Annotated in this window: 16 protein-coding genes; 8 read left to right on the forward strand and 8 right to left on the reverse strand. The window is 71.5% G+C overall.

Features of this window, described 5'->3' with window-relative positions:
- Positions 1-73 precede the first annotated feature (73 nt).
- The 7 genes from OG753_RS00585 (at position 74) to OG753_RS00615 (ending at position 7,439) form a co-directional block, all read left to right on the forward strand.
- On the forward strand, positions 74-466 hold the full coding sequence (locus OG753_RS00585; RefSeq protein WP_327260120.1) for a nuclear transport factor 2 family protein: 393 nt from the start codon (positions 74-76) through the stop codon (positions 464-466).
- Positions 467-507: 41 nt separating this feature from the next.
- Positions 508-2,505 (forward strand): ATP-binding protein, encoded by a 1,998-nt coding sequence (locus tag OG753_RS00590; RefSeq protein ID WP_405786632.1) that lies wholly within the window; start codon positions 508-510, stop codon positions 2,503-2,505.
- Positions 2,506-2,627: 122 nt separating this feature from the next.
- Positions 2,628-4,151, forward strand: coding sequence for an MFS transporter (locus OG753_RS00595; protein WP_405786633.1), 1,524 nt, complete (start codon positions 2,628-2,630; stop codon positions 4,149-4,151).
- An 85-nt stretch (positions 4,152-4,236) separates the two neighbouring features.
- Positions 4,237-4,677, forward strand: a complete 441-nt coding sequence (locus OG753_RS00600; protein WP_327260123.1) for an SRPBCC family protein — start codon at positions 4,237-4,239, stop codon at positions 4,675-4,677.
- 33 nt (positions 4,678-4,710) lie between these two features.
- Positions 4,711-6,075, forward strand: a complete 1,365-nt coding sequence (locus OG753_RS00605; protein ID WP_327260124.1) for a carotenoid oxygenase family protein — start codon at positions 4,711-4,713, stop codon at positions 6,073-6,075.
- An 85-nt stretch (positions 6,076-6,160) separates the two neighbouring features.
- On the forward strand, positions 6,161-6,772 hold the full coding sequence (locus OG753_RS00610) for an ABC transporter permease (protein ID WP_327260125.1): 612 nt from the start codon (positions 6,161-6,163) through the stop codon (positions 6,770-6,772).
- A 169-nt stretch (positions 6,773-6,941) separates the two neighbouring features.
- Complete coding sequence (locus OG753_RS00615; RefSeq protein WP_327260126.1) at positions 6,942-7,439, forward strand: DUF1772 domain-containing protein; 498 nt, start codon at positions 6,942-6,944, stop codon at positions 7,437-7,439.
- Between the two features lie 58 nt (positions 7,440-7,497).
- On the opposite strand, the gene OG753_RS00620 is transcribed toward OG753_RS00615, so the two are convergent.
- From OG753_RS00620 to OG753_RS00655, 8 genes are all read right to left on the reverse strand, one after another.
- Positions 7,498-8,115 (reverse strand): DUF1772 domain-containing protein, encoded by a 618-nt coding sequence (locus tag OG753_RS00620; protein ID WP_405786635.1) that lies wholly within the window; start codon positions 8,113-8,115, stop codon positions 7,498-7,500.
- Positions 8,116-8,256: 141 nt separating this feature from the next.
- The gene (gene ahcY, locus OG753_RS00625; RefSeq protein ID WP_405786636.1) at positions 8,257-9,675 is read right to left on the reverse strand and encodes an adenosylhomocysteinase; all 1,419 of its coding nucleotides are present in this window, start codon (positions 9,673-9,675) and stop codon (positions 8,257-8,259) included.
- Between the two features lie 5 nt (positions 9,676-9,680).
- Entirely contained in the window at positions 9,681-10,643 is a 963-nt protein-coding gene (gene metF, locus OG753_RS00630; RefSeq protein ID WP_327260129.1) for a methylenetetrahydrofolate reductase [NAD(P)H], read from the reverse strand.
- Between the two features lie 28 nt (positions 10,644-10,671).
- Positions 10,672-14,166 carry a methionine synthase gene (metH, locus tag OG753_RS00635; protein ID WP_405786638.1) on the reverse strand — a complete coding sequence of 1,165 codons (3,495 nt, stop codon included), beginning with the start codon at positions 14,164-14,166 and terminating at the stop codon, positions 10,672-10,674.
- Entirely contained in the window at positions 14,163-15,143 is a 981-nt protein-coding gene (locus OG753_RS00640; RefSeq protein WP_405786640.1) for a carbohydrate kinase family protein, read from the reverse strand. The genes metH and OG753_RS00640 overlap by 4 nt, the downstream gene beginning before the upstream one ends.
- Before the next feature lie 128 nt (positions 15,144-15,271).
- Positions 15,272-16,480 carry a methionine adenosyltransferase gene (gene metK, locus OG753_RS00645; RefSeq protein WP_327260132.1) on the reverse strand — a complete coding sequence of 403 codons (1,209 nt, stop codon included), beginning with the start codon at positions 16,478-16,480 and terminating at the stop codon, positions 15,272-15,274.
- 47 nt (positions 16,481-16,527) lie between these two features.
- Positions 16,528-18,723: a condensation domain-containing protein gene (locus tag OG753_RS00650; protein WP_405786642.1), complete on the reverse strand. Its 2,196-nt coding sequence runs from the start codon at positions 18,721-18,723 to the stop codon at positions 16,528-16,530.
- A 147-nt stretch (positions 18,724-18,870) separates the two neighbouring features.
- Complete coding sequence (locus OG753_RS00655) at positions 18,871-20,334, reverse strand: multicopper oxidase family protein (RefSeq protein ID WP_405786643.1); 1,464 nt, start codon at positions 20,332-20,334, stop codon at positions 18,871-18,873.
- Positions 20,335-20,600: 266 nt separating this feature from the next.
- Between OG753_RS00655 and OG753_RS00660 the strand changes: the two genes are divergently transcribed.
- Positions 20,601-21,995, forward strand: a complete 1,395-nt coding sequence (locus tag OG753_RS00660) for a pyridoxal phosphate-dependent decarboxylase family protein (protein ID WP_405786644.1) — start codon at positions 20,601-20,603, stop codon at positions 21,993-21,995.
- The last annotated feature ends 62 nt before the right edge of the window (positions 21,996-22,057 follow it).

Raw genomic sequence — 22,057 nt, forward strand, 5'->3', positions numbered from 1 at the left:
CCGGGCCCTGCCTTCCGCGGCTGCGTGAGCCCGGATTTCGCTGTCCCCCACTTTGTTTCAGGAGAAGACGACCATGACGTCGACCGATATCGCCACGGCCATCCACGATCTGCTGTTCGAGCCGGGCCTGGACCTCGCCGAAGCCATCGACCGGCACTTCGCCCCCGACTACCGCCAGCGCACCAACGGCGTGTGGAGCGACAGGACGGGCTTCGCCCGGCACATGACGCGCCTGCGCTCGCTGGTCGGCAGCGGGCACGTCGAGGTCCACGAAGAGCTCCGCGACGGGCTGCTCTACGCCGACCGTCACACCGTCACCCTCGGCCACCGCGACGGCCACACCTCCCGTACCGAGGTGTACCTCTTCGCCCGGATGGCACCCGACGGCCGCTTCCGGCGCGTGGAGGAGACCACTCTGCTGATCACCGGAGACGCCGAGGACAACAACATCGGACTGGTCGGCTGACCGGGCCGGGAGCGAGGGAGAGGGGAGCCGCCATGGTGTCCGTGGGGGAAAGACTGAGCAGGGCGCGCGTACGGGCCTTCGTGGGACGGGACGAGGAACTCGGCCGGTTCGGGGAGGCGTTGGCCGGTGATCCGCAGGCGCCGTTCGCGTTCTACGTGTACGGGCCGGGCGGCATCGGGAAGTCGACGCTGCTGCGGCGGCTGGCGGACCACGCCCGTGCGTCGGGCCGGCTGCTCGTGGAACTCGACGGCCGGTTCGTCAGCCGGGACCCGGCCGATTTCGAGCACGCCGCCGGTCCGTTCCTGGATGTTCCGGGCACGGTCCTGTTCGTGGACTCCTTCGAGCACTGCCAGTGGCTGGAGAGCTGGCTGTGGCACCACTTCCTGCCCCGAGCCGCGGACGACACCCTGGTGGTGCTGGCCGGGCGGCGTGCTCCGCAGCCGCAGTGGACCGCCGACCCCGCCTGGTCCCGGCTGCTGCACGTGAGCGAACTGGAGCCGTTCTCCGAGGAGCAGGCGCGGAGCCTGCTGGTGTCGGCGCAGATCCGGCCCGAACTGCGCGACCGGGTGCTGCGCTTCGCCGGAGGCAACCCGCTGGCGCTGTCGCTGGCGGCCGCGGCGGGATCGGAGGGGTGCGGCAGGCAGGAGATCTGGGCTCCGACGGCGGATGTGCTGCGCACCCTGCTGGCGGGGCTGATCGGGGAGGTGCCCACGGCGGCCCACCGCCGCGCCCTGGAGGTGGCGGCGCAGGCCCGTTCGACGTCGGAGGAACTCCTCGCGGCGGTGCTGCCCGAGGAGGACGTCCATCCGCTCTTCTCCTGGCTGCGGGACCTGCCGTTCATGGAGTCGACCCACCGCGGGCTCCATCCGCACGACGCCGCGCGCGAGACCCTCGCCGCCGACCTGCGCTGGCGGGCGCCGAACGCCTTCGAGTCGATGCGCCGGCGCCTGGCGGACGAGTACCTGCGCCTCCTGCGCGAGGCACCCGAGGAGCGGGTGTGGACCGTCACCGACGATCTCTTCTACCTCTTCCGGGAGGGCGAGACGCTGGCCCGGCTGCGGTGCTGGTCCCGCGAGGACGAGGTGCACGACCGTCCTCTGCACCCGGATGACATCGATGTCGTGCTGCGCATGGCCGAGGAGACCGAGGGGGCGGCCGGCGCGGAGCTGGTCCGCTACTGGGCGCAGCGCCAGCCGCAGGCGTTCAGCGTCTACCGGCTGGTGAGCACGGGCCGGATCGTGGCGTTCACGGCCCGGCTGGTCCTGCCGGCCCCGGCCGACCCCCGGGACGTGGCGGCCGATCCCGTCGTCGCGGCCGCCTGGCGGTACACCGAGGCCACCGCGCCGGTGGGTGCGGGCGAGCACATCGGCATCAGCCGTTTCTCGGTCTATCCCGAGCGGTACCAGGTTCCCTCGCGCGTCATCGACCTGAGCAGTTCCCGGGCCCATGCGGAGGCGGCGCGGGCCCGCGGCCGTGCCTACGGTTTCGCGGTGTTCCAGGACGCCGAGACCTGGGCCGGGCGGGTCAGGGGCACGCTCGACGACACCGGGGCGCGGCCGCGGGTGGGTGCGTACTCCTACGGGCTGTTCGGTGTGGACTGGCGCCGGCTGCCGGTGGAGGCATGGCTGCTGCGTTTCATATCGGCCACGGCCGGGCCGGCGCCGTCCGCGTCCGGGCCGTCGCCCGTCTCACGGGCCGCGTTCGACCAGGCCGTGCGCGAGGCGCTGGCGCACTGGCGCGATACGGACGCGTTCGCCGCCTGCGCTCTGATGCGTACCCGTCTGGCCGCCGACTTCGGTGAACCGGTCGGGGAGTTGCGTGCCCTGCTGCGCGGGGCCGTCGACGATCTCGCGGGTGATCCGCGCGGAGTGCGGGCGCGTGAGGCCCTGACGGCGGGCTACTTCTCCGGTGCGCCCACCCAGGAGGCCGCCGCGCGCCGTCTGGGTCTTCCGTACGGGACCTACCGTCGTCACCTGCGTCAGGGTCTGGACCTGCTCGGCGAGGCGTTGTGGCAGCGGGAGCTGCACGACCCGAGGTAGCGGCGGCGGGCGCGGGGCGGGCTGCGGCGGGGCGCCGGGTGGACAGGCGCGGACAGCAGTGGACAGTGGCCGCGCCCGCCGGGTCTGGATAGTGGACAGCGTCCGCGCCGAGTGTGTGCGTCATGAACGTTGCACTCACGCAGACGGGCCGGTCAGCACGCCGGCCCCCCGGGCCGGGAGCGGTGCTCGCGGCGCTCGCCGCGGCCCAGTTCACCGTCATGCTCGCCACCTCGATCGTCAATGTGGCGCTCCCTCAGATCCGTGACGGGGCGGGCCTGTCGGACGGCGGGACCACCTGGGTGGTCAACGCCTACGGCCTGGCGTTCGGGGCGCTGCTCCTGGCGGGCGGACGGGTCGCCGATCTCCTGGGCCGCCGCCGGGTGCTGGTGGCCGGGCTCGCGCTGTTCGTGCTGGCGTCGGTGGCGGCGGGGCTGGCCACCTCCCCCGGTGTGCTGATCGGTGCCCGTGCGGTGCAGGGGGCCGGCGCCGCCGCGATCGCCCCGGCCGCGCTCGCGCTGGCGATGGACGGGTTCCCGCCCGGGCCGGCGCGTGGCAGGGCGCTGGGGGTGTGGGGTGCGGTCTCCGGTGCGGGGGCCGCGGGCGGCGTTCTGCTGGGCGGTGTGCTCACCCAGGCGTGGGGCTGGCCGTGGATCTTCCATTCGGTGGCGTTCGGGGCGGTGCTGGTGCTGGCCGCGGTGGCCGTGCTGGTGCCCCGGGACGCCGTACGCGAGACGGCCGGGCGGTTCGACCTGCTGGGCACCGTCACCGTGACGCTGGCGCTGACCTGTCTGGTGTGGGGTCTGACCACCGCGCGCGGGGCCGGCTGGGGCGATCCGCCGGTGCTGGGCGCGCTCGGTGGCGCCGTCGTGCTGCTGGCGGCCTTCTGTGTGATCGAGAGGGGCCGGCCGCAGGCGCTGGTGCCGGTGCGGCTGCTCACCGCGGGCCGGGTCGGTGCGGGCAATCTGCTGATGGCCCTGCTGGGGTCCGTGTGGATCGCCCTGTTCTTCTTCCTGCCGCTGTACCAGCAGCAGGTCCTCGGGTCGGGCCCGCTGGTCACGGGAGTGGGGCAACTCCCCCTCGCCGGCGCCCATATGCTCGGCTCCGCCCTCGCCCCGCGCGTGGCCCGGCGGTTCGGTGCCACCGCGACCCTGACCGCGGCGCTGCTGACGGAGGCGGCCGGGCTGCTGTGGCTGTCGCGGATGAGCGCCGACGGCACCTACCCGGTGGACGTCCTCGGCCCGAGCGTCCTGGTCGGCCTGGGGCTCAGCGTCGCCTTCGTCCAGCTCACCGGGCTGGCCGTGGACGGTGTCCCGCGGCAGGACGCGGGTCTTGCCGGCGGGCTGGTGAACACCACCCGGCAGGTCGGCGGGGCGATCGGTCTCGCGGCCCTGGCCACCCTGGCCGGTTCCGTCACCGCCGGCGCGTCCGCGGACCGGCCCTCCCTGGAGGCGCTCACGGCCGGCTACCGGGCCGCCTTCACCGTCTCGGCCGCGGTCCTGGCCGTCACGGCCCTCCTCGCGCTGCTCCTCACCCGCCGCACGGGGGCGCGTACCCCGGCCGCCCCCGCCCCCGCCGGGCCGGCTTCCGATCCGGCTCCCGGCCCGGAGGGCTCTCCGCTCTCCCCCGTCCGGCAGAACACCCCCTGAGGGCTGTCCCGTAATCCCCGGCGGGCACGCCCAGAACGCCCGGCACCACCGGTACATGTCGTCCAGAACAGGAAGAAGCACAGCCATGGTCACCATCGACGAGAGCGCTCCCGTCATCGTCCGCCTGAGCACCGTGATCGACGCCCCGCTCGAGAGCGTGTGGGCGCTGCACACCGACATTGCGGCCTGGCCGCTGTGGAACCCGGACGTGGTCCGGGTGGAGGCCGAGGGGCCGCTGCGGCCCGGCGGGTCGTTCAGCTGGCGCACCCACGGCCTGGACATCACCTCCACCGTGCGGGAGCTGGTTCCCGGGGAGCGGATCGTGTGGGGCGGTCCCGCCGCCGGTATCACCGGCGTACACGTGTGGACGTTCGAGCAGGACGGCGGGCGCACCACCGTCCGCACCGAGGAGTCCTGGAGCGGCGCCCCGGTCGAGGCCGCGGCCGACGACCTCCACAAGGCCCTCCACGACTCCCTGGAGAGCTGGCTCTCCCACCTCAAAAGCCGTGCCGAACAGGCTGCCTGACCACCTCTCACACCGATCGAGGAGATATCTGCCATGACCACTGCGAAGCCGTACCTGACCGGCCACTACACCCCCCTCACCGAGGAGGTCACCGCCACCGGCCTCACCGTCGAGGGTTCCCTGCCCCCCGAGCTGAACGGCCGGCTGCTGCGCAACGGGCACAACCCCAAGCCCGGTGTCACTCCCAGCCACTGGTTCAAGGGCAGCGGCATGGTCCACGGCATCCGCCTGCGTGCGGGCCGCGCCGAGTGGTACCGCAACCGCTGGGTGCACACTCCCGCCCTGGACGGCGCCCCGTACATGACCGAGCGCGGGCCGGACCTGAGCGCCAGCACCGCCGGTACGCACATCATCGAGCACGGCGGACGCCTGCTGGCGCTGTGCGAGGCGAACTTCCCCTTCGAGCTCACCCCGGAGCTGGAAACGGTCGGCGCCCACGACTTCGGCGGCAAGCTGCGCAGTGCGATGACCGCGCACCCCAAGGAGGACCCGGTGACCGGGGAGCTCCACTTCTTCGGGTCCTCGCCGTTCCCGCCGTTCCTGACGTACTACGTCGCGGACGCCAAGGGCGAGATCACCGACAGTGCCGATGTGCCGGGGGCGACCGCCTCGCTCAAGCACGATTTCGCGATCACCCGCCGTCATGTGGTGTTCGTCGAGGGCAATGTCACCTTCGACGCCACGGAGCACTCCGGTATCCCCTACAGCTGGAGCGATCACCAGCCCGCCCGTATCGGTGTCATGCCGCGCGGTGGTGACGGGGCCCGGCACGTCCGCTGGTTCTCCATCGAGCCCGGCAACATGCTGCACGTCTCCAACGCCTACGAGGACGGCCTGGGCCGCATCGTCCTGGAGGGTCCCACCGTGGACCGCGAGGGCTTCCGGCTCTCCTGGAACTGGTGGGTCGGGGCGCCCGGGCGCGGCAGTGAGCCCGGCTCCCGCTCCTACACCCGCCGTTGGGTGATCGACCTGGCGGAGGGGACCGTCGGCGAGCAGATCATCGACGATCTGCCGGTGGAGTTCCCGACCCTCAACGAGGACTTCCTGGGTGTGGAGAACCGCTACCAGTACGCGATCGCCTTCCCCGACGAGAACGGTTTCGGCGGCTACGGTGTCGTCAAGTACGACCGCACCACCGGTGCCCGCCGCATCCACCAGGTGGGCGATGCCCGGATGCCGAGCGAGGCCGTCTTCGTGCCCGCCGCCGATGCCACGAGCGAGGACGACGGCTATCTGCTGACCGTGGTCTCCGACCTCAAGCAGGACTCCTCCCAGCTGCTGGTCCTGGACGCCTCCGGCCTCGACAGGGTCGCCACCGTCCATCTGCCCCACCGGGTGACGGCCGGAATCCACGGCTCCTGGGTCCCCGACAGCGAGCTGGACCACGGCAACGGCTGACGTGCCGTCCCGGGGGCGCGGTATCGCCCGCGCCCCCGGCGAGACCGTCACCACCCCCGCCCGTCCCGGATGGAGATCTGCCACCATGTCCAGCCCCACCACCGCCTTGCCGCCCGCCGCCGTTCGTGAGGCCGGCGGCCGTGGCCGCCCTCGCGAGGTCGACAACCGTGCGGCCTACGTCAGTTTCGGACTGGCCTACCTGCTCGGCCACGGCACGGCCGCGGTCTCCCGGGGGCCCGCTCCCCTGCTCGGCCTGCCCGACTGGCTGCCCATGACGCTCCTCGGCGGCGGACTCGTCGCCGGCATCACCATGGCCACCCTGGCCGCGCTGCGGGCCCAGCACGGGGCCTCCGCACCGGAGGTCCTCTCGGGCAAGCTGCTCGGCGCGGCCTGGATCACGGCCTTCACGGCCCTGTTCCTGGCCATCACCGGCCTGACCTCCGTGCTCGGCCAGCCGGATCTCCAGTCCGTGCTGTGGCCGGCCGGCTCCGGGCTCGTCGTCGGCCTGGTCTACCTCGCCGAAGGCGCCGTACGCCGCAACGTGCTGCACTACAGCCTCGGTGTCTGGCTGGCCCTGGCCTCCACCGCGGCCCTCGCGTTCACCGCCCCCGCCTTCTACTGGGTCCTCACCCTCGCGGGCGGCGGCGCCTACGCCCTGGCCGCGGTCCTCGAACACCGCCGGCTGCACGCGCGCTGAAGGGGGCGGCGGTCCGCGCCGCTCGAGACATGCTGGAGGCTCGCTCGATTCCCCTGCGACGCGGGCCGCCATCGCCCGTATAGTCGCCATGACTTGACGATTCGATGACCCGTTCCCGAAGAATCGATGACCCAGAAGCTCCGTGGACGGGCGAGCAGGGGGACACACGATGGAGACCGCACGCCTGGCCTCGCTCATCGCCGCGACGGTCACGATGGGGCTGGTCAGCGGCCTGTTCTACGGCTTCTCCGTCTCCGTGATGCCGGGCCTGAAGCGCAGCGACGACCGTACGGTCATCGAAGTCATGCAGAACATCAACAAGGCCATTCTCAACGGCTGGTTCGTCCTCGGTTACATCGGTGCGTTCCTCTTCACCGCGCTGGCGCTGGCCCTGCACATTCCCTCGGACGGCCGTGACGTGCTGCCGGCGCTGATCGCGGCGCTGGTCTGCTACATCCTGTCGATGGGGCTGACCAACAAGGTGAACATCCCTTTGAACAACGCCCTGGAGAAGGCCGGCCCGGTCGCCCGGATCGGTGACCCGGCTGCCGTCCGGCGGGCCTTCGAGGGGCCCTGGAGCCGCGCCAACGTCTGGCGCACGCTGCTGTGCACGGCTGCGGTCGGCTTCCTGGCCTGGGCCCTGTACCTGCACGGGCAGACCGGCTGACCGCATGAGGGAGTCCCCCGGCCGGGCGGCGGGGGACTCCATGGCGTGGCGGCAGGTGTCAACGGGTGGCGCGGCCGTAGAGGACCAGGGCCCGCGAGAGGGCCGTCAGGGCCACCGTGCACAGCAGGGTGCGGATGATGTTGGTGGCGACCCAGGTGCTCTTGAACTTGTCGACGATCGAGAAGTCCGCGAGCTTCGCGGCGTCGCCGGCGTCGGCGAGTTCGTTGTTGAGCGGGATGTTCACCGAGAAGGTGATCATCAGGACGACGAAGTAGGCGACGGTGGCCGCACCGACCCAGATGGCGACGGTGCGGCGGCCCTTGCGGAACTCGACGATCGCCGAGGCCGCGGAGGCCAGCAGGGCGAGGACGAACGCCATGCCGAAGAGGCCGTTGCCGTCGATCGCCGCGTTGAAGTTCTGCATCGCGGTGACGTACGTACGCTCGTCACCGGCGGCCAGTCCCGGCATCACCGAGACGTCGAAGGCGAAGAAGAGGCCTGCCATCAGGCCGACGAGGACCGTGGAGAGCAGGAGGAGGACGGTGGCCGCCTTGCCTCGCTCCGCGGTCGCCGGTGCGGGCGGTCCGGGCTGGGCGTAGGAGCCGGGCGGGGCCGTGTAGGGAGCCGGGCCGCCGGCGGGGTACTGCTGGTGGCTACCGGCCGGATTGGGGTTCATGGGACATCCTCATCTGCGGGTGGTGGAGTGGTGCTCGCCCTCGGCGCGGACATCCGATCGTGGCATTCCCCGGGATACCCGGCCATGGGGTTCCACCGGCTCTCGAGTGGTGCTCGAGAGCCGGTGGCGTGATCCGTTCGGTCAGTAGCGGTAGTGGTCCGGCTTGTACGGGCCCTCGACCTGGACGCCGATGTAGGCGGCCTGCTCCGGGCGGAGCGTGGTGAGGCGGACGCCCAGGGCGTCCAGGTGCAGACGCGCGACCTTCTCGTCCAGGTGCTTGGGGAGCACGTAGACCTCGGTCGGGTACTCCTCCGGCTTGGTGAAGAGCTCGATCTGGGCCAGGGTCTGGTCCGCGAAGGAGTTCGACATCACGAACGACGGGTGACCGGTCGCGTTGCCCAGGTTCAGCAGACGGCCCTCGGACAGCACGATCAGGACCTTGCCGTCGGGGAACTTCCAGGTGTGGACCTGCGGCTTGACCTCGTCCTTGACGATGCCCTCGATCTTCGCGAGACCGGCCATGTCGATCTCGTTGTCGAAGTGGCCGATGTTGCCCACGATCGCCTGGTGCTTCATCTTGGCCATGTCCGCGGCCATGATGATGTCCTTGTTGCCCGTGGTCGTGATGAAGATGTCGGCCGTCTCCACGACATCGTCGAGGGTGGCGACCTGGTATCCGTCCATCGCGGCCTGCAGCGCGCAGATCGGGTCGATCTCCGTGACGATGACACGCGCACCCTGGCCGCGCAGGGACTCGGCGCAGCCCTTGCCGACGTCGCCGTAACCGAAGACGACCGCGACCTTGCCGCCGATGAGGACGTCGGTGGCACGGTTGATGCCGTCGATCAGCGAGTGACGGCATCCGTACTTGTTGTCGAACTTCGACTTCGTCACGGCGTCGTTCACATTGATCGCCGGGAACAGCAGGCTGCCCTCGGACATCATCTCGTACAGACGGTGCACACCGGTGGTGGTCTCCTCGGTCACACCGCGGACGCCGGCGGCCAGCGCCGCCCAGTCGATGCCGGTCTTGCCCAACAGGCCGAGGACCAGGGCCATTTCCTCATTGTCGGCGGTGGACGGGTCCGGGACGGAGCCGGCCTTCTGGTATTCGACGCCCTTGTGGACGAGGAGGGTGGCGTCGCCGCCGTCGTCGAGGATCATGTTGGGGCCGGCGTGCCCGGGCCAGGTCAGCGCCTGCTCCGTGCACCACCAGTACTCCTCCAGCGTCTCGCCCTTCCAGGCGAAGACGGGTATGCCCTGCGGGTTATCCGGGGTGCCGTTCGGGCCCACCGCGATGGCGGCGGCCGCGTGGTCCTGGGTGGAGTAGATGTTGCAGGACACCCAGCGGACGTCGGCGCCGAGGGCGACGAGGGTCTCGATGAGCACGGCCGTCTGCACGGTCATGTGCAGCGAGCCGGTGATCCGGGCACCGGCCAGCGGCTGCGCCTGGGCGTACTCGGCGCGGATCGACATCAGGCCCGGCATCTCGTGCTCGGCCAGGGTGATCTCCTTGCGGCCGAACGCGGCGAGAGAGAGGTCTGCGACCTTGAAGTCCATGAGTTCTACTCCGTGATGGTGGTGGCTGGGTCGTGGCTGACGTTCAGGTTCTGATGGATCTCTAGAGTCGCGGTGGACTTGTTGAGGGTGATGTAGTGCAGGCCGGGTGCGCCCTCGGCGAGGAGGCGCTCGGACATGGCGGTCGCGTACTCGACACCGATGCGGTGCCCGGCCGCGGGGTCGTCCTTCGCCGCTTCGAGGCGCTGGGCGAGGGCGTCGGGGAAGCGGGCGTCGCTGAGCTCGGCGAAGCGCCGGATCTGGCGGAAATCGGTCGCCGGCATGATCTCGGGGATGACCGGGGTCAGGCAGCCGACGGCGAGGAGCCGGTCCCGCAGCCGCAGGTAGTCCTCGGCGTGGAAGAACATCTGGGTGATGGCGTAGTCGGCGCCGGCGTGGCATTTGGCGGCGAAGTGGCGGATGTCCTCGGTCCAGGAGGGTGAGCGGGGGTGGCGCTCGGGGAACGCCGCCACGCCCACGGTGAAGTCGCCGAGCCGGCGGATGAGTTCGACCAGTTCGTGGGCGTGGGTCAGGCCGTCCGGGTGGGGCGTCCACTGCCCTTTCGGGTCGCCGGGCGGGTCGCCGCGCAGGGCGAGGATGTCGCGGATGCCGGCGTCGGCGTACTGGCCGATGATGTGGCGCAGTTCGGCGACCGAGTGTCCGACGGCGGTCAGGTGGGCGACCGGGCGCAGGGTGGTCTCGGCGGCGATGCGCTTGGTGACCTCGACGGTGCGGGTGCGGGAGGAGCCGCCGGCGCCGTAGGTGACGGAGACGAAGGAGGGGGCGAGGGCTTCGAGGCGGCGAATGGCCGCCCACAGGGTGCGTTCCCCGGCGTCGGTCTTCGGGGGGAAGAACTCGAAGGAGAAGGTCCGCCGTCCCTGGGCCAGTAGTTCACGGACCCCGAGGGGTGCGGGGGCGGGGGCGCGGGACGTGCGGGGGCGTTCGGCGGTGGCGGCCAGGGCAGCCGGCATGTCGGACTCCTTTCCGGCTTGTGGGGGGTCAGCGTGCGTTGAAGTAGTTGGCTTCGGGGTGGTGGATGACGATGGCGTCGGTGGACTGCTCGGGGTGGAGCTGGAACTCCTCGGAGAGGAGGACGCCGATGCGTTCGGGCTGCAGGAGGGCGGCGATCTTGGCGCGGTCCTCCAGGTCGGGGCAGGCGGGGTAGCCCAGCGAGTAGCGGCAGCCCTGGTATTCGGTGCGGAACATGCCGGCCATGGACTGCGGGTCGGATCCGCCGATGCCGAGGTCGGCGCGGACGCGGGCGTGCCAGTACTCGGCGAGGGCCTCGGCGAGCTGGACGGACAGGCCGTGGAGTTCCATGTATTCGCGGTAGGCGTCGGCGGCGAAGAGCCGGGCGGTCTCCTCGCCGATGCGGTTGCCGACAGTGACGACCTGGAGGCCGACGACGTCGGTCTCGCCGGACTCCTCGGGGCGGAAGAAGTCGGCGAGGCACAGGCGGCGGCCGCGCTGCTGGCGGGGGAAGGTGAAGCGGGTGCGCTCGGAGCCGTTCTCGCCCAGGATGATGAGGTCGTCGCCCTTGGAGACGCAGGGGAAGTAGCCGTGTACGACGGCGGCTTCGAGGAGGCCGTCGGTGTGCAGTTTGTCCAGCCAGCCGCGCAGCCGGGGCCGGCCGTCGGTGGCGATGGTGTCGGCGTCCTTGAGGCCCCACTGGCCCTTGAAGAGGGCAGTCTCGTCGAGCCAGGAGGCGTAGTCCTTGAGGGGAATGCCCTTGACGACGCGGGTGCCCCAGAACGGCGGGGTGGGGACCGGGTTGTCGGCGGCCACGTCGGAGCGGCCGGCTTCGGCCGGTTCGGTGGTCTGGAGGAGGGGGGTGTCGCGTTTGGGTACGCGGCGTTGTTTGAGGGGCGGGAGTTGGGCTCCGGGTACGTTGCGCTTGACTCCCATGAGGGCGTCCATGAGGCGCAGGCCCTCGAAGGCGTCGCGGGCGTAGCGGACTTCGCCCTCGTAGATTTCGTGGAGGTCCTGTTCGACGTAGGCGCGGGTGAGGGCGGCGCCGCCGAGGATGACGGGGTAGTCGGCGGCCAGCTTGCGCTGGTTGAGCTCCTCCAGGTTCTCCTTCATGATCACGGTCGATTTCACGAGGAGACCCGACATGCCGATGACGTCGGCCTTGTGCTCCTGCGCGGCTTCGAGGATCGCGGAGACCGGCTGCTTGATGCCGATGTTGACGACGTTGTAGCCGTTGTTGGTGAGGATGATGTCGACGAGGTTCTTGCCGATGTCGTGGACGTCACCGCGGACGGTCGCCAGCACGATCGTGCCCTTGCCCTCGTCGTCCGTCTTCTCCATGTGCGGCTCGAGAAAGGCCACGGCCGTCTTCATGACCTCGGCCGACTGCAGGACGAACGGAAGCTGCATCTGGCCGGAGCCGAACAGCTCACCGACGACCTTCATGCCCTCCAGGAGGGTGTCGTTGACGATGTCGAGGGCGGGGCGGGTCTGCAGGGCCTCGTCGAGGTCGGCCTCCAGGCCGTTCTTCTCACCGTCGATGATCCGCCGCTGGAGGCGCTCGTCCAGCGGCAGCGCGAGGAGTTCCTCGGCGCGGCCGGCCTTCATCGACTTGGTGTTGACGCCCTCGAAGAGGGCCATCAGCTTCTGCAGCGGGTCGTAGTCGCCCTCACGCCGGTCGTAGATCAGGTCGAGGGCGGTGGTGACCTGCTCCTCGTCGAACCGGGCGATCGGCAGGATCTTGCTCGCGTGGACGATCGCCGAATCCAGACCGGCCTTCACGCACTCGTCGAGGAACACGGAGTTCAGCAGCACGCGCGCCGCCGGGTTCAGGCCGAAGGAGATGTTGGAGAGGCCGAGGGTGGTCTGGACGTCCGGGTGAAGCCGCTTGAGCTCACGGATCGCGTCGATCGTCGCGATGCCGTCCTTGCGGGACTCCTCCTGGCCGGTGCAGATGGTGAAGGTCAGGGTGTCGATGAGGATGTCCGACTCGCGGATCCCCCAGTTGGCGGTCAGGTCCTCGATGAGCCGCTCGGCGATGGCGACCTTGTGCTCGACGGTCCGGGCCTGGCCCTCCTCGTCGATGGTCAGCGCGATCAGAGCGGCCCCGTGCTCCTGGGCGAGGCGGGTGACCAGCGCGAACCGCGACTCCGGACCGTCGCCGTCCTCGTAGTTCACCGAGTTGATCACCGCCCGGCCGCCGAGCTTCTCCAGACCCGCCCGGATGACCGGGACCTCGGTGGAGTCCAGCACGATCGGCAGGGTCGAAGCGGTCGCGAAACGGCCGGCGAGCTCCGCCATGTCCGCGACACCGTCACGGCCCACATAATCCACACACAGATCGAGCATGTGGGCGCCCTCACGGATCTGGTCCCGGGCCATCTCCACACAGTCGTCCCAGCGGGCCTCCAGCATCGCCTCACGGAACTTCTTCGACCCGTTCGCGTTCGTCCGCTCACCGATCGCCATGTACGACGTGTCCTGCCGGAACGGCACCGTCTGATACAGCGACGCCGCACCCGGCTCCGGCTGGGGATCGCGGGTGGTCGGGGTGAGTCCGCGGACCCGCTCGACGACCTGGCGCAGGTGTTCGGGGGTGGTGCCGCAGCAGCCGCCGACCAGGGAGAGGCCGTAGTCGCGGACGAAGGTCTCCTGGGCGTCGGCGAGTTCGGGGGCGGACAGCGGGTAGTGGGCGCCGTCCTTGGTGAGGACGGGGAGGCCGGCGTTCGGCATGCAGGACAGCGGGATGCGCGCGTTGCGCGCCAGGTAGCGCAGGTGCTCGCTCATCTCGGCGGGGCCGGTCGCACAGTTCAGACCGATCATGTCGATGCCGAGCGGCTCCAGCGCGGTCAGGGCCGCGCCGATCTCCGAACCCAGCAGCATCGTGCCGGTGGTCTCGACGGTGACGGAGCAGATCAGCGGGACGGTGATGCCCAGGGCCGCCATGGCGCGGTGCGCGCCGATGATCGAGGACTTGGTCTGCAGGAGGTCCTGGGTGGTCTCCACCAGCAGCGCGTCCGCGCCGCCGGAGATCAGACCCTCCGCGTTGATCTGGTAGGCGTCACGGATCTGCCCGTAGGTGATGTGGCCCAGCGTCGGGAGCTTGGTGCCCGGGCCCATCGAACCCAGCACCCAGCGCTGCTGACCGGTGGAAGCCGTGAACTCGTCCGCGACCTCGCGGGCGATCCGGGCACCGGCCTCGGACAGCTCGAAGTTGCGTTCGGCGATGTCGTACTCCGCGAGCGCCGCGTAGTTCGTGCCGAAGGTGTTCGTCTCCACACAGTCCACACCCACCGAGAAGTAGGCCTCATGGACCGAACGCACGATGTCCGGGCGGGTGACGTTCAGGACCTCGTTGCAGCCCTCCAGCTGCTGGAAGTCCTCCATGGTCGGGTCCTGCGCCTGCAGCATCGTCCCCATGGCCCCGTCGGCGACGACCACACGGGTCGCGAGCGCCTCTCTGAGGGCATCGGCCCGGGTCTGGGTATCCGTCGTGTTCGTCGTGTTCGTCGTGTTCGTCGTCATATCAGCTGCCCCAGCTTCGGCTCCAGCAGCCCGGCCGCGTGCTCCCCGTACACCGTGCGGACGGTGGCGAGGAGCCGGTCGGGCTGGATCTCGTACGACTGCGAGCCCACGGCCGCCAGGACCAGCGCGGACATGGCGCAGCCGAGCTGGGCGGCGGTCTCCTGCGGGAGTCCCCAGCCGACGGCGGCCAGGAAGCCGGAGCGGAAGGCGTCTCCGACGCCGGTCGGGTCCGCGGCGTGGACGTCGGGGACGGCGGGGACGGTGAGGGTGGGTGCGTTCTTGGTGTCGATGCGGACGCCCTGGGCGCCGAGGGTGGTGATCCAGGTGCCGACGCGGTCGAGGACGTCCTCGTGGGTCCATCCGGTGCGTTCGCGCAGCAGCGCGGATTCGTACGCGTTGGTGAAGAGCCAGCGTGCTCCGGTGACGAGGCTGCGCACCTCGTCGCCGGTGAGGCGGGCGAGTTGCTGGGAGGGGTCGGCGGCGAAGGCGATGCCGAGCTCCCGGGCCTGTTCGGTGTGGCGGACCATCGCGCCGGGGTCGTTGGGCGAGACGAGGATCAGGTCGAGGGGGGTGTGGGCGTGCAGGGTGTGCAGGTCGATGCGGGCGGACTCGGCCATCGCGCCGGCGTAGAAGGAGGCGATCTGGTTGGAGTCCTGGTCGGTCATGCACATGAAGCGGGCGGTCTGGTGCTCGGCGGAGACGTGCACGGCGCCGGTGTCGACTCCGTGTTCCTTGAGCCAGACCTCGTACTCGGCGAAGTCGGGTCCCACGGCGCCCGCGAGGAGGGGGGTCATGCGCAGGCCGCCGAGTCCGTAGGCGATGTTGGCGGCCACTCCCCCGCGCCGTACCTCGAGGGTGTCGACGAGGAAGGACAGGGAGATGTGGTGCAGCTGGTCGGGGAGCAGCTGGTCGACGAACCGGCCCGGGAAGGCCATGAGGTGATCTGTGGCGATGGATCCGGTCACCGCGATACGCACGTGGACTCCTGTGAGCTGGTCTGTTGTCGGCGGGGCGGGGTGGTGGGTCGGGACGGCAGGGGCGGGCGGGCCGGGGCGGCGGCCGTCGGTGGGCGACGGCCGCCGGTCCGGACGGGTCCGGGGCGTGCTCAGGCGCCGGCGGCGGCCTTCAGCAGTTCGGCGCGGTCGGTGCGCTCCCAGGTGAAGTCGGGGAGTTCGCGGCCGAAGTGGCCGTAGGCGGCGGTCTGGGCGTAGATGGGGCGCAGCAGGTCGAGGTCGCGGATGATGGCGGCCGGGCGGAGGTCGAAGACCTCGGCGATGGCGTCCTCGATCCTGGTGATGTCGGTCTTCTCGGTGCCGAAGGTTTCGACGAAGAGGCCGACGGGCTCGGCCTTGCCGATGGCGTAGGCGACCTGGACCTCGCAGCGTGAGGCGAGGCCGGCGGCGACGACGTTCTTGGCGACCCAGCGCATGGCGTACGCGGCGGAGCGGTCGACCTTGGAGGGGTCCTTGCCGGAGAAGGCGCCGCCGCCGTGGCGGGCCATGCCGCCGTAGGTGTCGATGATGATCTTGCGGCCGGTGAGGCCGGCGTCGCCCATGGGGCCGCCGATCTCGAAGCGGCCGGTGGGGTTGACCAGGAGGCGGTAGCCGGCGGTCTCCAGTTTGATGCCGTCGTCCGCGAGCTGTGCGAGGACGTGCTCGACCACGTGTGCCTTGATGTCGGGGGCGAGCAGTGCTTCGAGGTCGATGTCGGAGGCGTGCTGGGAGGAGACGACGACGGTGTCGAGGCGGACGGCCTTGTCGCCGTCGTACTCGATGGTGACCTGGGTCTTGCCGTCGGGGCGCAGGTACGGGAGGGTGCCGTTCTTGCGGACCTCGGACAGGCGGCGGGAGAGCCGGTGGGCGAGGTGGATGGGCAGTGGCATGAGCTCGGGGGTCTCGTCGCAGGCGTAGCCGAACATCAGGCCCTGGTCGCCGGCGCCCTGCTTGTCGAGTTCGTCCTCGTCGCCCTCGACCCGGTTCTCGTAGGCGGTGTCGACGCCCTGGGCGATGTCCGGGGACTGTGCGCCGATCGAGACGGACACGCCGCAGGAGGCGCCGTCGAAGCCCTTGACGGAGGAGTCGTAGCCGATTTCGAGGATCTTCTCGCGTACGAGCTGCGCTATCGGCGCGTAGGCCTGGGTCGTCACCTCGCCCGCGATGTGCACAAGACCGGTGGTGATCAGTGTCTCGACGGCGACGCGGGAGGCGGGGTCCTGGGCGAGCAGTGCGTCGAGGATGGTGTCGCTGATCTGGTCGGCGATCTTGTCGGGGTGTCCCTCGGTCACGGACTCCGAGGTGAACAGACGACGGGACATGTCACTCCTGGTGGTGTGGGACGGGGTGTCGGGTCGGGCGGGGAGGGTCAGGGCCGGGCGGTGGTGGTGGCTGCGGCTGCGGCCGTCTCCAGGGTCCTGGCGAGGGCGCGGACCGGGTCGGGGTCGCCTTGGGTGGTCAGGGCGCCGCCGATCGCCACGAGGGGCGGGTGCCAGCCGTGGGAGGCGATGCGTTCGGCCACTTCGCAGGCGAGGGAGCCGGCGCCGGAGAATCCGCCCAGCAGCAGCGGCTCGCCGCGGGCGAGGGCGGGGCGGAGTGCGGCCAGGACGGTCCGTGCGTCGGCGGGCGGCGCCACGGTGGTCAGCGTCTGCGGGCCGGGGTAGGCCGCGGCGAGCGCGTCGTAGCAGCCCGGTGGTGCGTCGGGCGGTGGGACCAGGCAGATCGTGCCGGCGCCGGTACGGGCGGCCGCGCGCAGGATCCGCAGGGTGCGGGCGGCGGGGGCGGGGCGGGCGATGCGGGGTACGGGGCCGGCGTCGAGCAGGGTCAGGGCCTCGGCGACGGTGGTGGTCCCGCCGGTGGTGGCGGGCAGTTCGCGCAGCAGCAGGGTGGTCTGGGCGAGTGTTTCGGCGGCGTCGGAGTCGGTGATGCGGGTCCGGTCGTAGACGCAGGTGAGGACGAGCCCGCCGTCGGTGTCGTGGTGTGCGGTGAGGGTGAGGGGGTGCGCGGTGTGTGCGCCGATGGCCTCGGCGGCGCCGACGCGTACGCCCTCGGTGGCGAGTTCGGTGTGGACGGGGTCGTCGTCGGCGGGGCCGGTGGGCGCGTGTGCTTCGAAGGCGATGAGGGAGTCGGGGATCCGGCGGGCGCCGGCGTCGGGCCGGTGGGGGGTGGGCGGGGACCACTGGGCGGCCTGGCCCGGGGAGACCCATTCGTAGGAGGCGGCCTCCAGGGCCTGGCCGGCCAGTGCGCTCAGCAGGCGGGTCAGGGGGGTGGCGGGGTCGATGCGCACGTGCAGCGGGAGGGCGCCGCGCAGTGGGCCGGGGAGGCGTTCGGCGCCGGGGAGCGGGATGCCCCGGCCGGAGACGGCCGCCGCGAAGGTGACCGCGGGCGCGTGCGGGGTGGCGCGGTGGAGCTGGAGGGCCCAGGCGGTGTGCAGGGCGGTGCTCTCCGTCGCGCCGTGGGCCGCCGCCCAGTTCCGCAGGTGCCGTGCCTCGTGCGGGGTGAGGCGTTGGCGGGTCCGTCCGTGGCCGCGCAGCCGCGGGCGGCCGGCCGTGCGGTGCCCGGGCAGGCCGGCGGCGCCGGGCGGGGCGCCGGTGCGGGCCCAGAACGCGCGGGCCGGTGCCGGGTCCTGCCGGGCCAGCCAGCGCATGTGGTCACGGATGTCGGGGCGCCGTTCGCTGCCGACCGGCCGTCCGTCGGCGAGGTAGGCCCGGTAGAGGGTGCGCTGGAGCAGGCGTGCGCTCCAGCCGTCGAGGAGGGCCTGGTGGTAGGTCAGGAGTACCCGGAACACCGGGCCGGGTTCCTCCAGCAGTGCGATGCGCAGGGCTGTGCCGGGCCGGTACAGGTCGAACTCGCGCATCCGTTCGCTGAGGAGCAGGGCGTGCCAGTCGGCGCTGCCGCGGGGATGGCGTTCCAGTTGCGGGGCGGCGTGCGGGTGGACGGCCAGGAGCGGGGTGGCGCCGGGCGCGGCGGGCCTGGCCAGTGCGGTGCGCAGGACCGCTTCGGTGTCGTACAGCGTCTGCCAGGCGGCGGCGAACCGCGGGGTGTCCAGCGGCCCGTACCAGCGCCAGTGGAGCTGCTCCACGTGCAGGCCGGCGCCGGGGTGGGTCATCGCGTCGAGCAGTACGTCGTGTTGGAGGGGTGTGGTGGGCGGCAGCCGTTCCGGTTCCTGGTCGCCGCATCCGGTGTGTGCGCCGCATCCGGTGTGTGCGGCGCATCCGGTGTGTGCGGCGCATCCGGCGTCCGTGGGATGCGTGGCACAACCGGCGTCTGTGGCGCATCCGGCGTCTGCGGGGTGTGCGGCGGCGTGGTGTCCGCGGGCGGCGCCGGGCCGCCCCTCCCCCGCCGCGGCCCCGGTCAGCAGGTCGGACAGCCGTCCGGCGGGGAACGGTGGCGGGGGCAGGGTGAGCGTGTGGTGGTGGTCGGTGTGCCGGTGCAGTGTCGGTGTGCACGGCGGCAGCGACGCGAGGGCGGCGGTGAGCGCGGCAGGGGTGAGCCTGCCGTGGAGGTCGAGGGAGGTCGGAGGGCCGGGTCTGAGGACCACGGTCATGGCCACGGTGGCGGCCATCGGCTTCCCTCCTCTTCCCTTTCGGCTTCGGACACATGAGGACTCGTGGGGGACACGGCCGGACATGGTCTGTTGTCGAGGATTCTTCCGCCCGGTCCTCGGCCCGTCCTTGAGCGCGCATCGAGCGCGGGTCCCCCTGCCGGGTCCTTACCGGATGCGGAAGTTGGCCATCATGCCCATCGCCGAGTGGTCCAGCAGGTGGCAGTGGTAGACGTACGTGCCCCTGTAGGTGTCGAAGGTGGCGTGGAGTTTGACCGTCTCGCCGGGGAAGAGGCGGACCGTGTCCTTGAGTCCGGCCTCGGCCGGTCCGACCGGGGCGCCGTTGCGCTCCAGCAGCCGGAACTGGACCAGGTGCATGTGGAAGTTGTGCGGGACGAGCTTGTTGGCGTTGGTGACGGTCCAGATCTCCGAGGTGCCGTGCGTGATGGTCTGGTCGATGCGGTCGTGGTCCCAGACCTGGCCGTCCATGAACGCCCGCGGCTCCTGCCGGCCGTCCTCGTCCATGCTGAGGACGACGGTGCGCTGCACGGTCGCCGCCGGCAGGGGTGCGAGTGTGCGCAGGACGTCCGGTACGCGGCTGGGGTCGGGGGCCGTCCGTACGACGTCGAAGCGCAGTACCTTGCCGACCTGGTCGGGGGTGCCCGGGCCGAGGGTGTTCTCCAGGACGATCTTCGTTCCAATGGGGTAGCGGGAGAAGTCGATGACCACGTCCGCCCGTTCGGCCGGGGACAGGCCGATGGTGTCGGTGGTGAAGGGGCGTTCCAGCAGTCCGCCGTCGCTGCCGATCTGGATCATCTGGCCGCCGTCGGACAGGCGCAGCTGGAAGAAGCGCATGTTGGAGGAGTTGAGGAGCCGGAAGCGGTATTTGCGGGCGGCGACCTCGAAGTAGGGGGTGGGGCGGCCGTTGGCGAGGATCGTGGTGCGGCCGAAGACGTCGTCCATGACGTAGACGAGCTGTCCGGCCTCGTCGAAGCGGGCGTCGCGCAGGGCGATCGGGACCTCGTACTGGCCGGCGGGCAGGGGCAGCGAGCGCTCGGTCTCGTCGGAGAGCAGGTAGGTGGCGGACAGGCCGCGGAAGACGTGCTCCGACTCCATGTGGTGGGCGTGGTCGTGGAACCAGAGGCCGGCGCCCGGCTGCTGGTTGGGGTAGGTGTACGTGCGGGAGGTGCCCGGGCCGAAGGTGTCCATCGGGCCGCCGTCGTTCTCCGGGGAGACGTTGCCGCCGTGCAGGTGCACCGCGACCGGCATGGTGAGGGTGTTGCGGTGGCGGATCACCACTTTGCGTCCGCTGCGGGCGCGCAGCACGGGGCCGGGGAAGTGGCCGTCGTAGGTGAGGACTTTGGTCCGGACCCCGGGGATGATCTCCCGGGCCGCTTCCTTGATGGTGACGGCGTAGGTGTCCTGGCCGCCGGACGTGGATATCGGTGAGAGCACGGGCAGGGCCGGCATCCGCACCGTGAAGGGCGGCGGGACGGTGACCGGCTTGGTCCCGGGGGTGGCGGTGGCCTGCGCGGACCCGGCGCCGAGGAGCGGTGTCAGCCCGCCGGCGGTGAGCAGGCCGGCGCCGGTCGCGGCTACGGCTCCGCCGAGCAGGCTGCGTCTGGTGACCATGGGTTGTCCTCCTGGGAAGGGTGGGTGCGCGGGCCGCCGGGGCGGGGGCCGTTCGCGCTGCGGGCGGCCGGCGCGCGGTGCTGCTGGCGCAGGTGGCGCGCCGCGAGTGCACCAGACCCGGCTTGCGCACCGCTCGAGCGCGGATGGTGTGCGGGGTCCGGCGTTGCGCGGGCCTTGCGGGGCCTGGGCAAGGCTCCTCGTGCGTACGTACGACCGCGTACGCGTGACCGTGCCGCCGATCGGGGCGGCCGCTGGGGGAGGCACCCGTGGACCGTCACGACCTGCACGACTTACGCGACTGGCTGCCGCGCGCGCTGGGGGTGGCGGAGCGGTGGGGCGGGCAGTTCGGCCCGTACGAGAGCCACGGCGCGCACCGGGTGGGCCCGGAGGCGTTCACCGAGGCCTTCGACCGCCTCGCCAAGCGGATGGATCACAACTATCCGTTCTTCCACCCGCGTTACGCCGGACAAATGGTCAAGCCGCCGCATCCGGCGGCCGTCACCGGCTATCTCACCGCCATGCTGTTCAACCCCAACAACCATGCCGCCGAGGGCGGGCCGGCGACCACCGAGATGGAACGCGAGGCGGTCGCCGACCTGGCCGGCATGTTCGGGTTCGACGCGCACGTCGGGCATCTCACCACCAGCGGCACGATGGCCAACCTGGAGGCGCTGTACGTCGCCCGGCAGCTGCATCCGGACCGGGGGGTCGCCTACAGCTCCGAGTGCCATTACACGCACGAGCGGATGTGCCACGTGCTGGGGATGGAGGGCCACCGCATCCCTGCCGATGCGCACGGCCGGATCGACCTCGGCGCGCTGGAGGGCGCGCTGCGCGGCGGGCGGATCGGCACCGTCGTCGTCACCACCGGTACGACCGGGCTGGGGGCGGTCGACCCGGTGCACGAGGTGCTGGCGCTGGCCCGCCGGTACGGGGCGCGGGTGCACGTCGACGCGGCGTACGGCGGGTTCTACGCGATCCTGGGCAGGGCGGGCACGGGTGGCGTCGACCCGGCGCCCTGGCGGGCGATCGCCGGGTGCGACTCGGTGGTGGTGGACCCGCACAAGCAGGGGTTGCAGCCGTACGGGTGCGGGGCGGTGCTCTTCCCCGATCCGCGGGCCGGGCGGCACTTCGCGCACGACTCTCCGTACACCTATTTCACCGACGCCGACCTGCACCTGGGTGAGATCAGTCTGGAGTGCTCGCGGGCGGGGGCCGCGGCGGCCGCGCTGTGGCTGACGCTGCAGTTGCTGCCGCTGACCCCGGACGGCTTCGGGCGGATCCTCGCCGCGAACCGGCGGGCCGCGCTGCGGTGGGCGGACCTGCTGGCCGCGTCCGGGGAGCTGGAGCTGTACCAGCGGCCGGACCTCGACATCGTGACGTACTTCCCGGCGGCCGCCGGGGGCTCGCTGTCCTCGATCGACGCGGCGTCGGAGCGGCTGTTGCGCGAGGGCATGACGGCGGAGTCGGACCCGGTGTTCCTGAGTGTGCTGCGTGCGGACGCGGACGCGTTCGTACGGCGCCACCCGCGCGTGGTGCGGGACGCGGAGGCGGCGCGGGTGATCCGCAGTGTCCTGATCAAGCCGGAGTTCGAGCACTACCTGCCGGCCCTGCACGCCCGTGTGGCGCAGCTCGCGGGGGCTGCCCGGTCAACGCCCTGACCTCTTCCCGTCGTTCCCCGTTCGCCGTTCCCCGTTTCTTGTCCCTGTCCGTTCTGCGTTCT

The sequence above is a fragment of the Streptomyces sp. NBC_00029 genome (assembly GCF_045160505.1).
Classification (GTDB): Bacteria; Actinomycetota; Actinomycetes; order Streptomycetales; family Streptomycetaceae; genus Streptomyces.

What these genes read in the sequence shown, in the direction of transcription:
- metK (WP_327260132.1), bottom strand. Translation starts at nt 16,480, where the DNA reads ATGTCCCGTCGTCTGTTCACCTCGGAGTCCGTGACCGAGGGACACCCC.
- OG753_RS00595 (WP_405786633.1), top strand. Translation starts at nt 2,628, where the DNA reads ATGAACGTTGCACTCACGCAGACGGGCCGGTCAGCACGCCGGCCCCCC.
- OG753_RS00610 (WP_327260125.1), top strand. Translation starts at nt 6,161, where the DNA reads ATGTCCAGCCCCACCACCGCCTTGCCGCCCGCCGCCGTTCGTGAGGCC.
- OG753_RS00600 (WP_327260123.1), top strand. Translation starts at nt 4,237, where the DNA reads ATGGTCACCATCGACGAGAGCGCTCCCGTCATCGTCCGCCTGAGCACC.
- OG753_RS00605 (WP_327260124.1), top strand. Translation starts at nt 4,711, where the DNA reads ATGACCACTGCGAAGCCGTACCTGACCGGCCACTACACCCCCCTCACC.
- OG753_RS00585 (WP_327260120.1), top strand. Translation starts at nt 74, where the DNA reads ATGACGTCGACCGATATCGCCACGGCCATCCACGATCTGCTGTTCGAG.
- OG753_RS00615 (WP_327260126.1), top strand. Translation starts at nt 6,942, where the DNA reads ATGGAGACCGCACGCCTGGCCTCGCTCATCGCCGCGACGGTCACGATG.
- OG753_RS00655 (WP_405786643.1), bottom strand. Translation starts at nt 20,334, where the DNA reads ATGGTCACCAGACGCAGCCTGCTCGGCGGAGCCGTAGCCGCGACCGGC.
- metH (WP_405786638.1), bottom strand. Translation starts at nt 14,166, where the DNA reads ATGACGACGAACACGACGAACACGACGAACACGACGGATACCCAGACC.
- ahcY (WP_405786636.1), bottom strand. Translation starts at nt 9,675, where the DNA reads ATGGACTTCAAGGTCGCAGACCTCTCTCTCGCCGCGTTCGGCCGCAAG.
- OG753_RS00650 (WP_405786642.1), bottom strand. Translation starts at nt 18,723, where the DNA reads ATGGCCGCCACCGTGGCCATGACCGTGGTCCTCAGACCCGGCCCTCCG.
- metF (WP_327260129.1), bottom strand. Translation starts at nt 10,643, where the DNA reads ATGCCGGCTGCCCTGGCCGCCACCGCCGAACGCCCCCGCACGTCCCGC.
- OG753_RS00620 (WP_405786635.1), bottom strand. Translation starts at nt 8,115, where the DNA reads ATGAACCCCAATCCGGCCGGTAGCCACCAGCAGTACCCCGCCGGCGGC.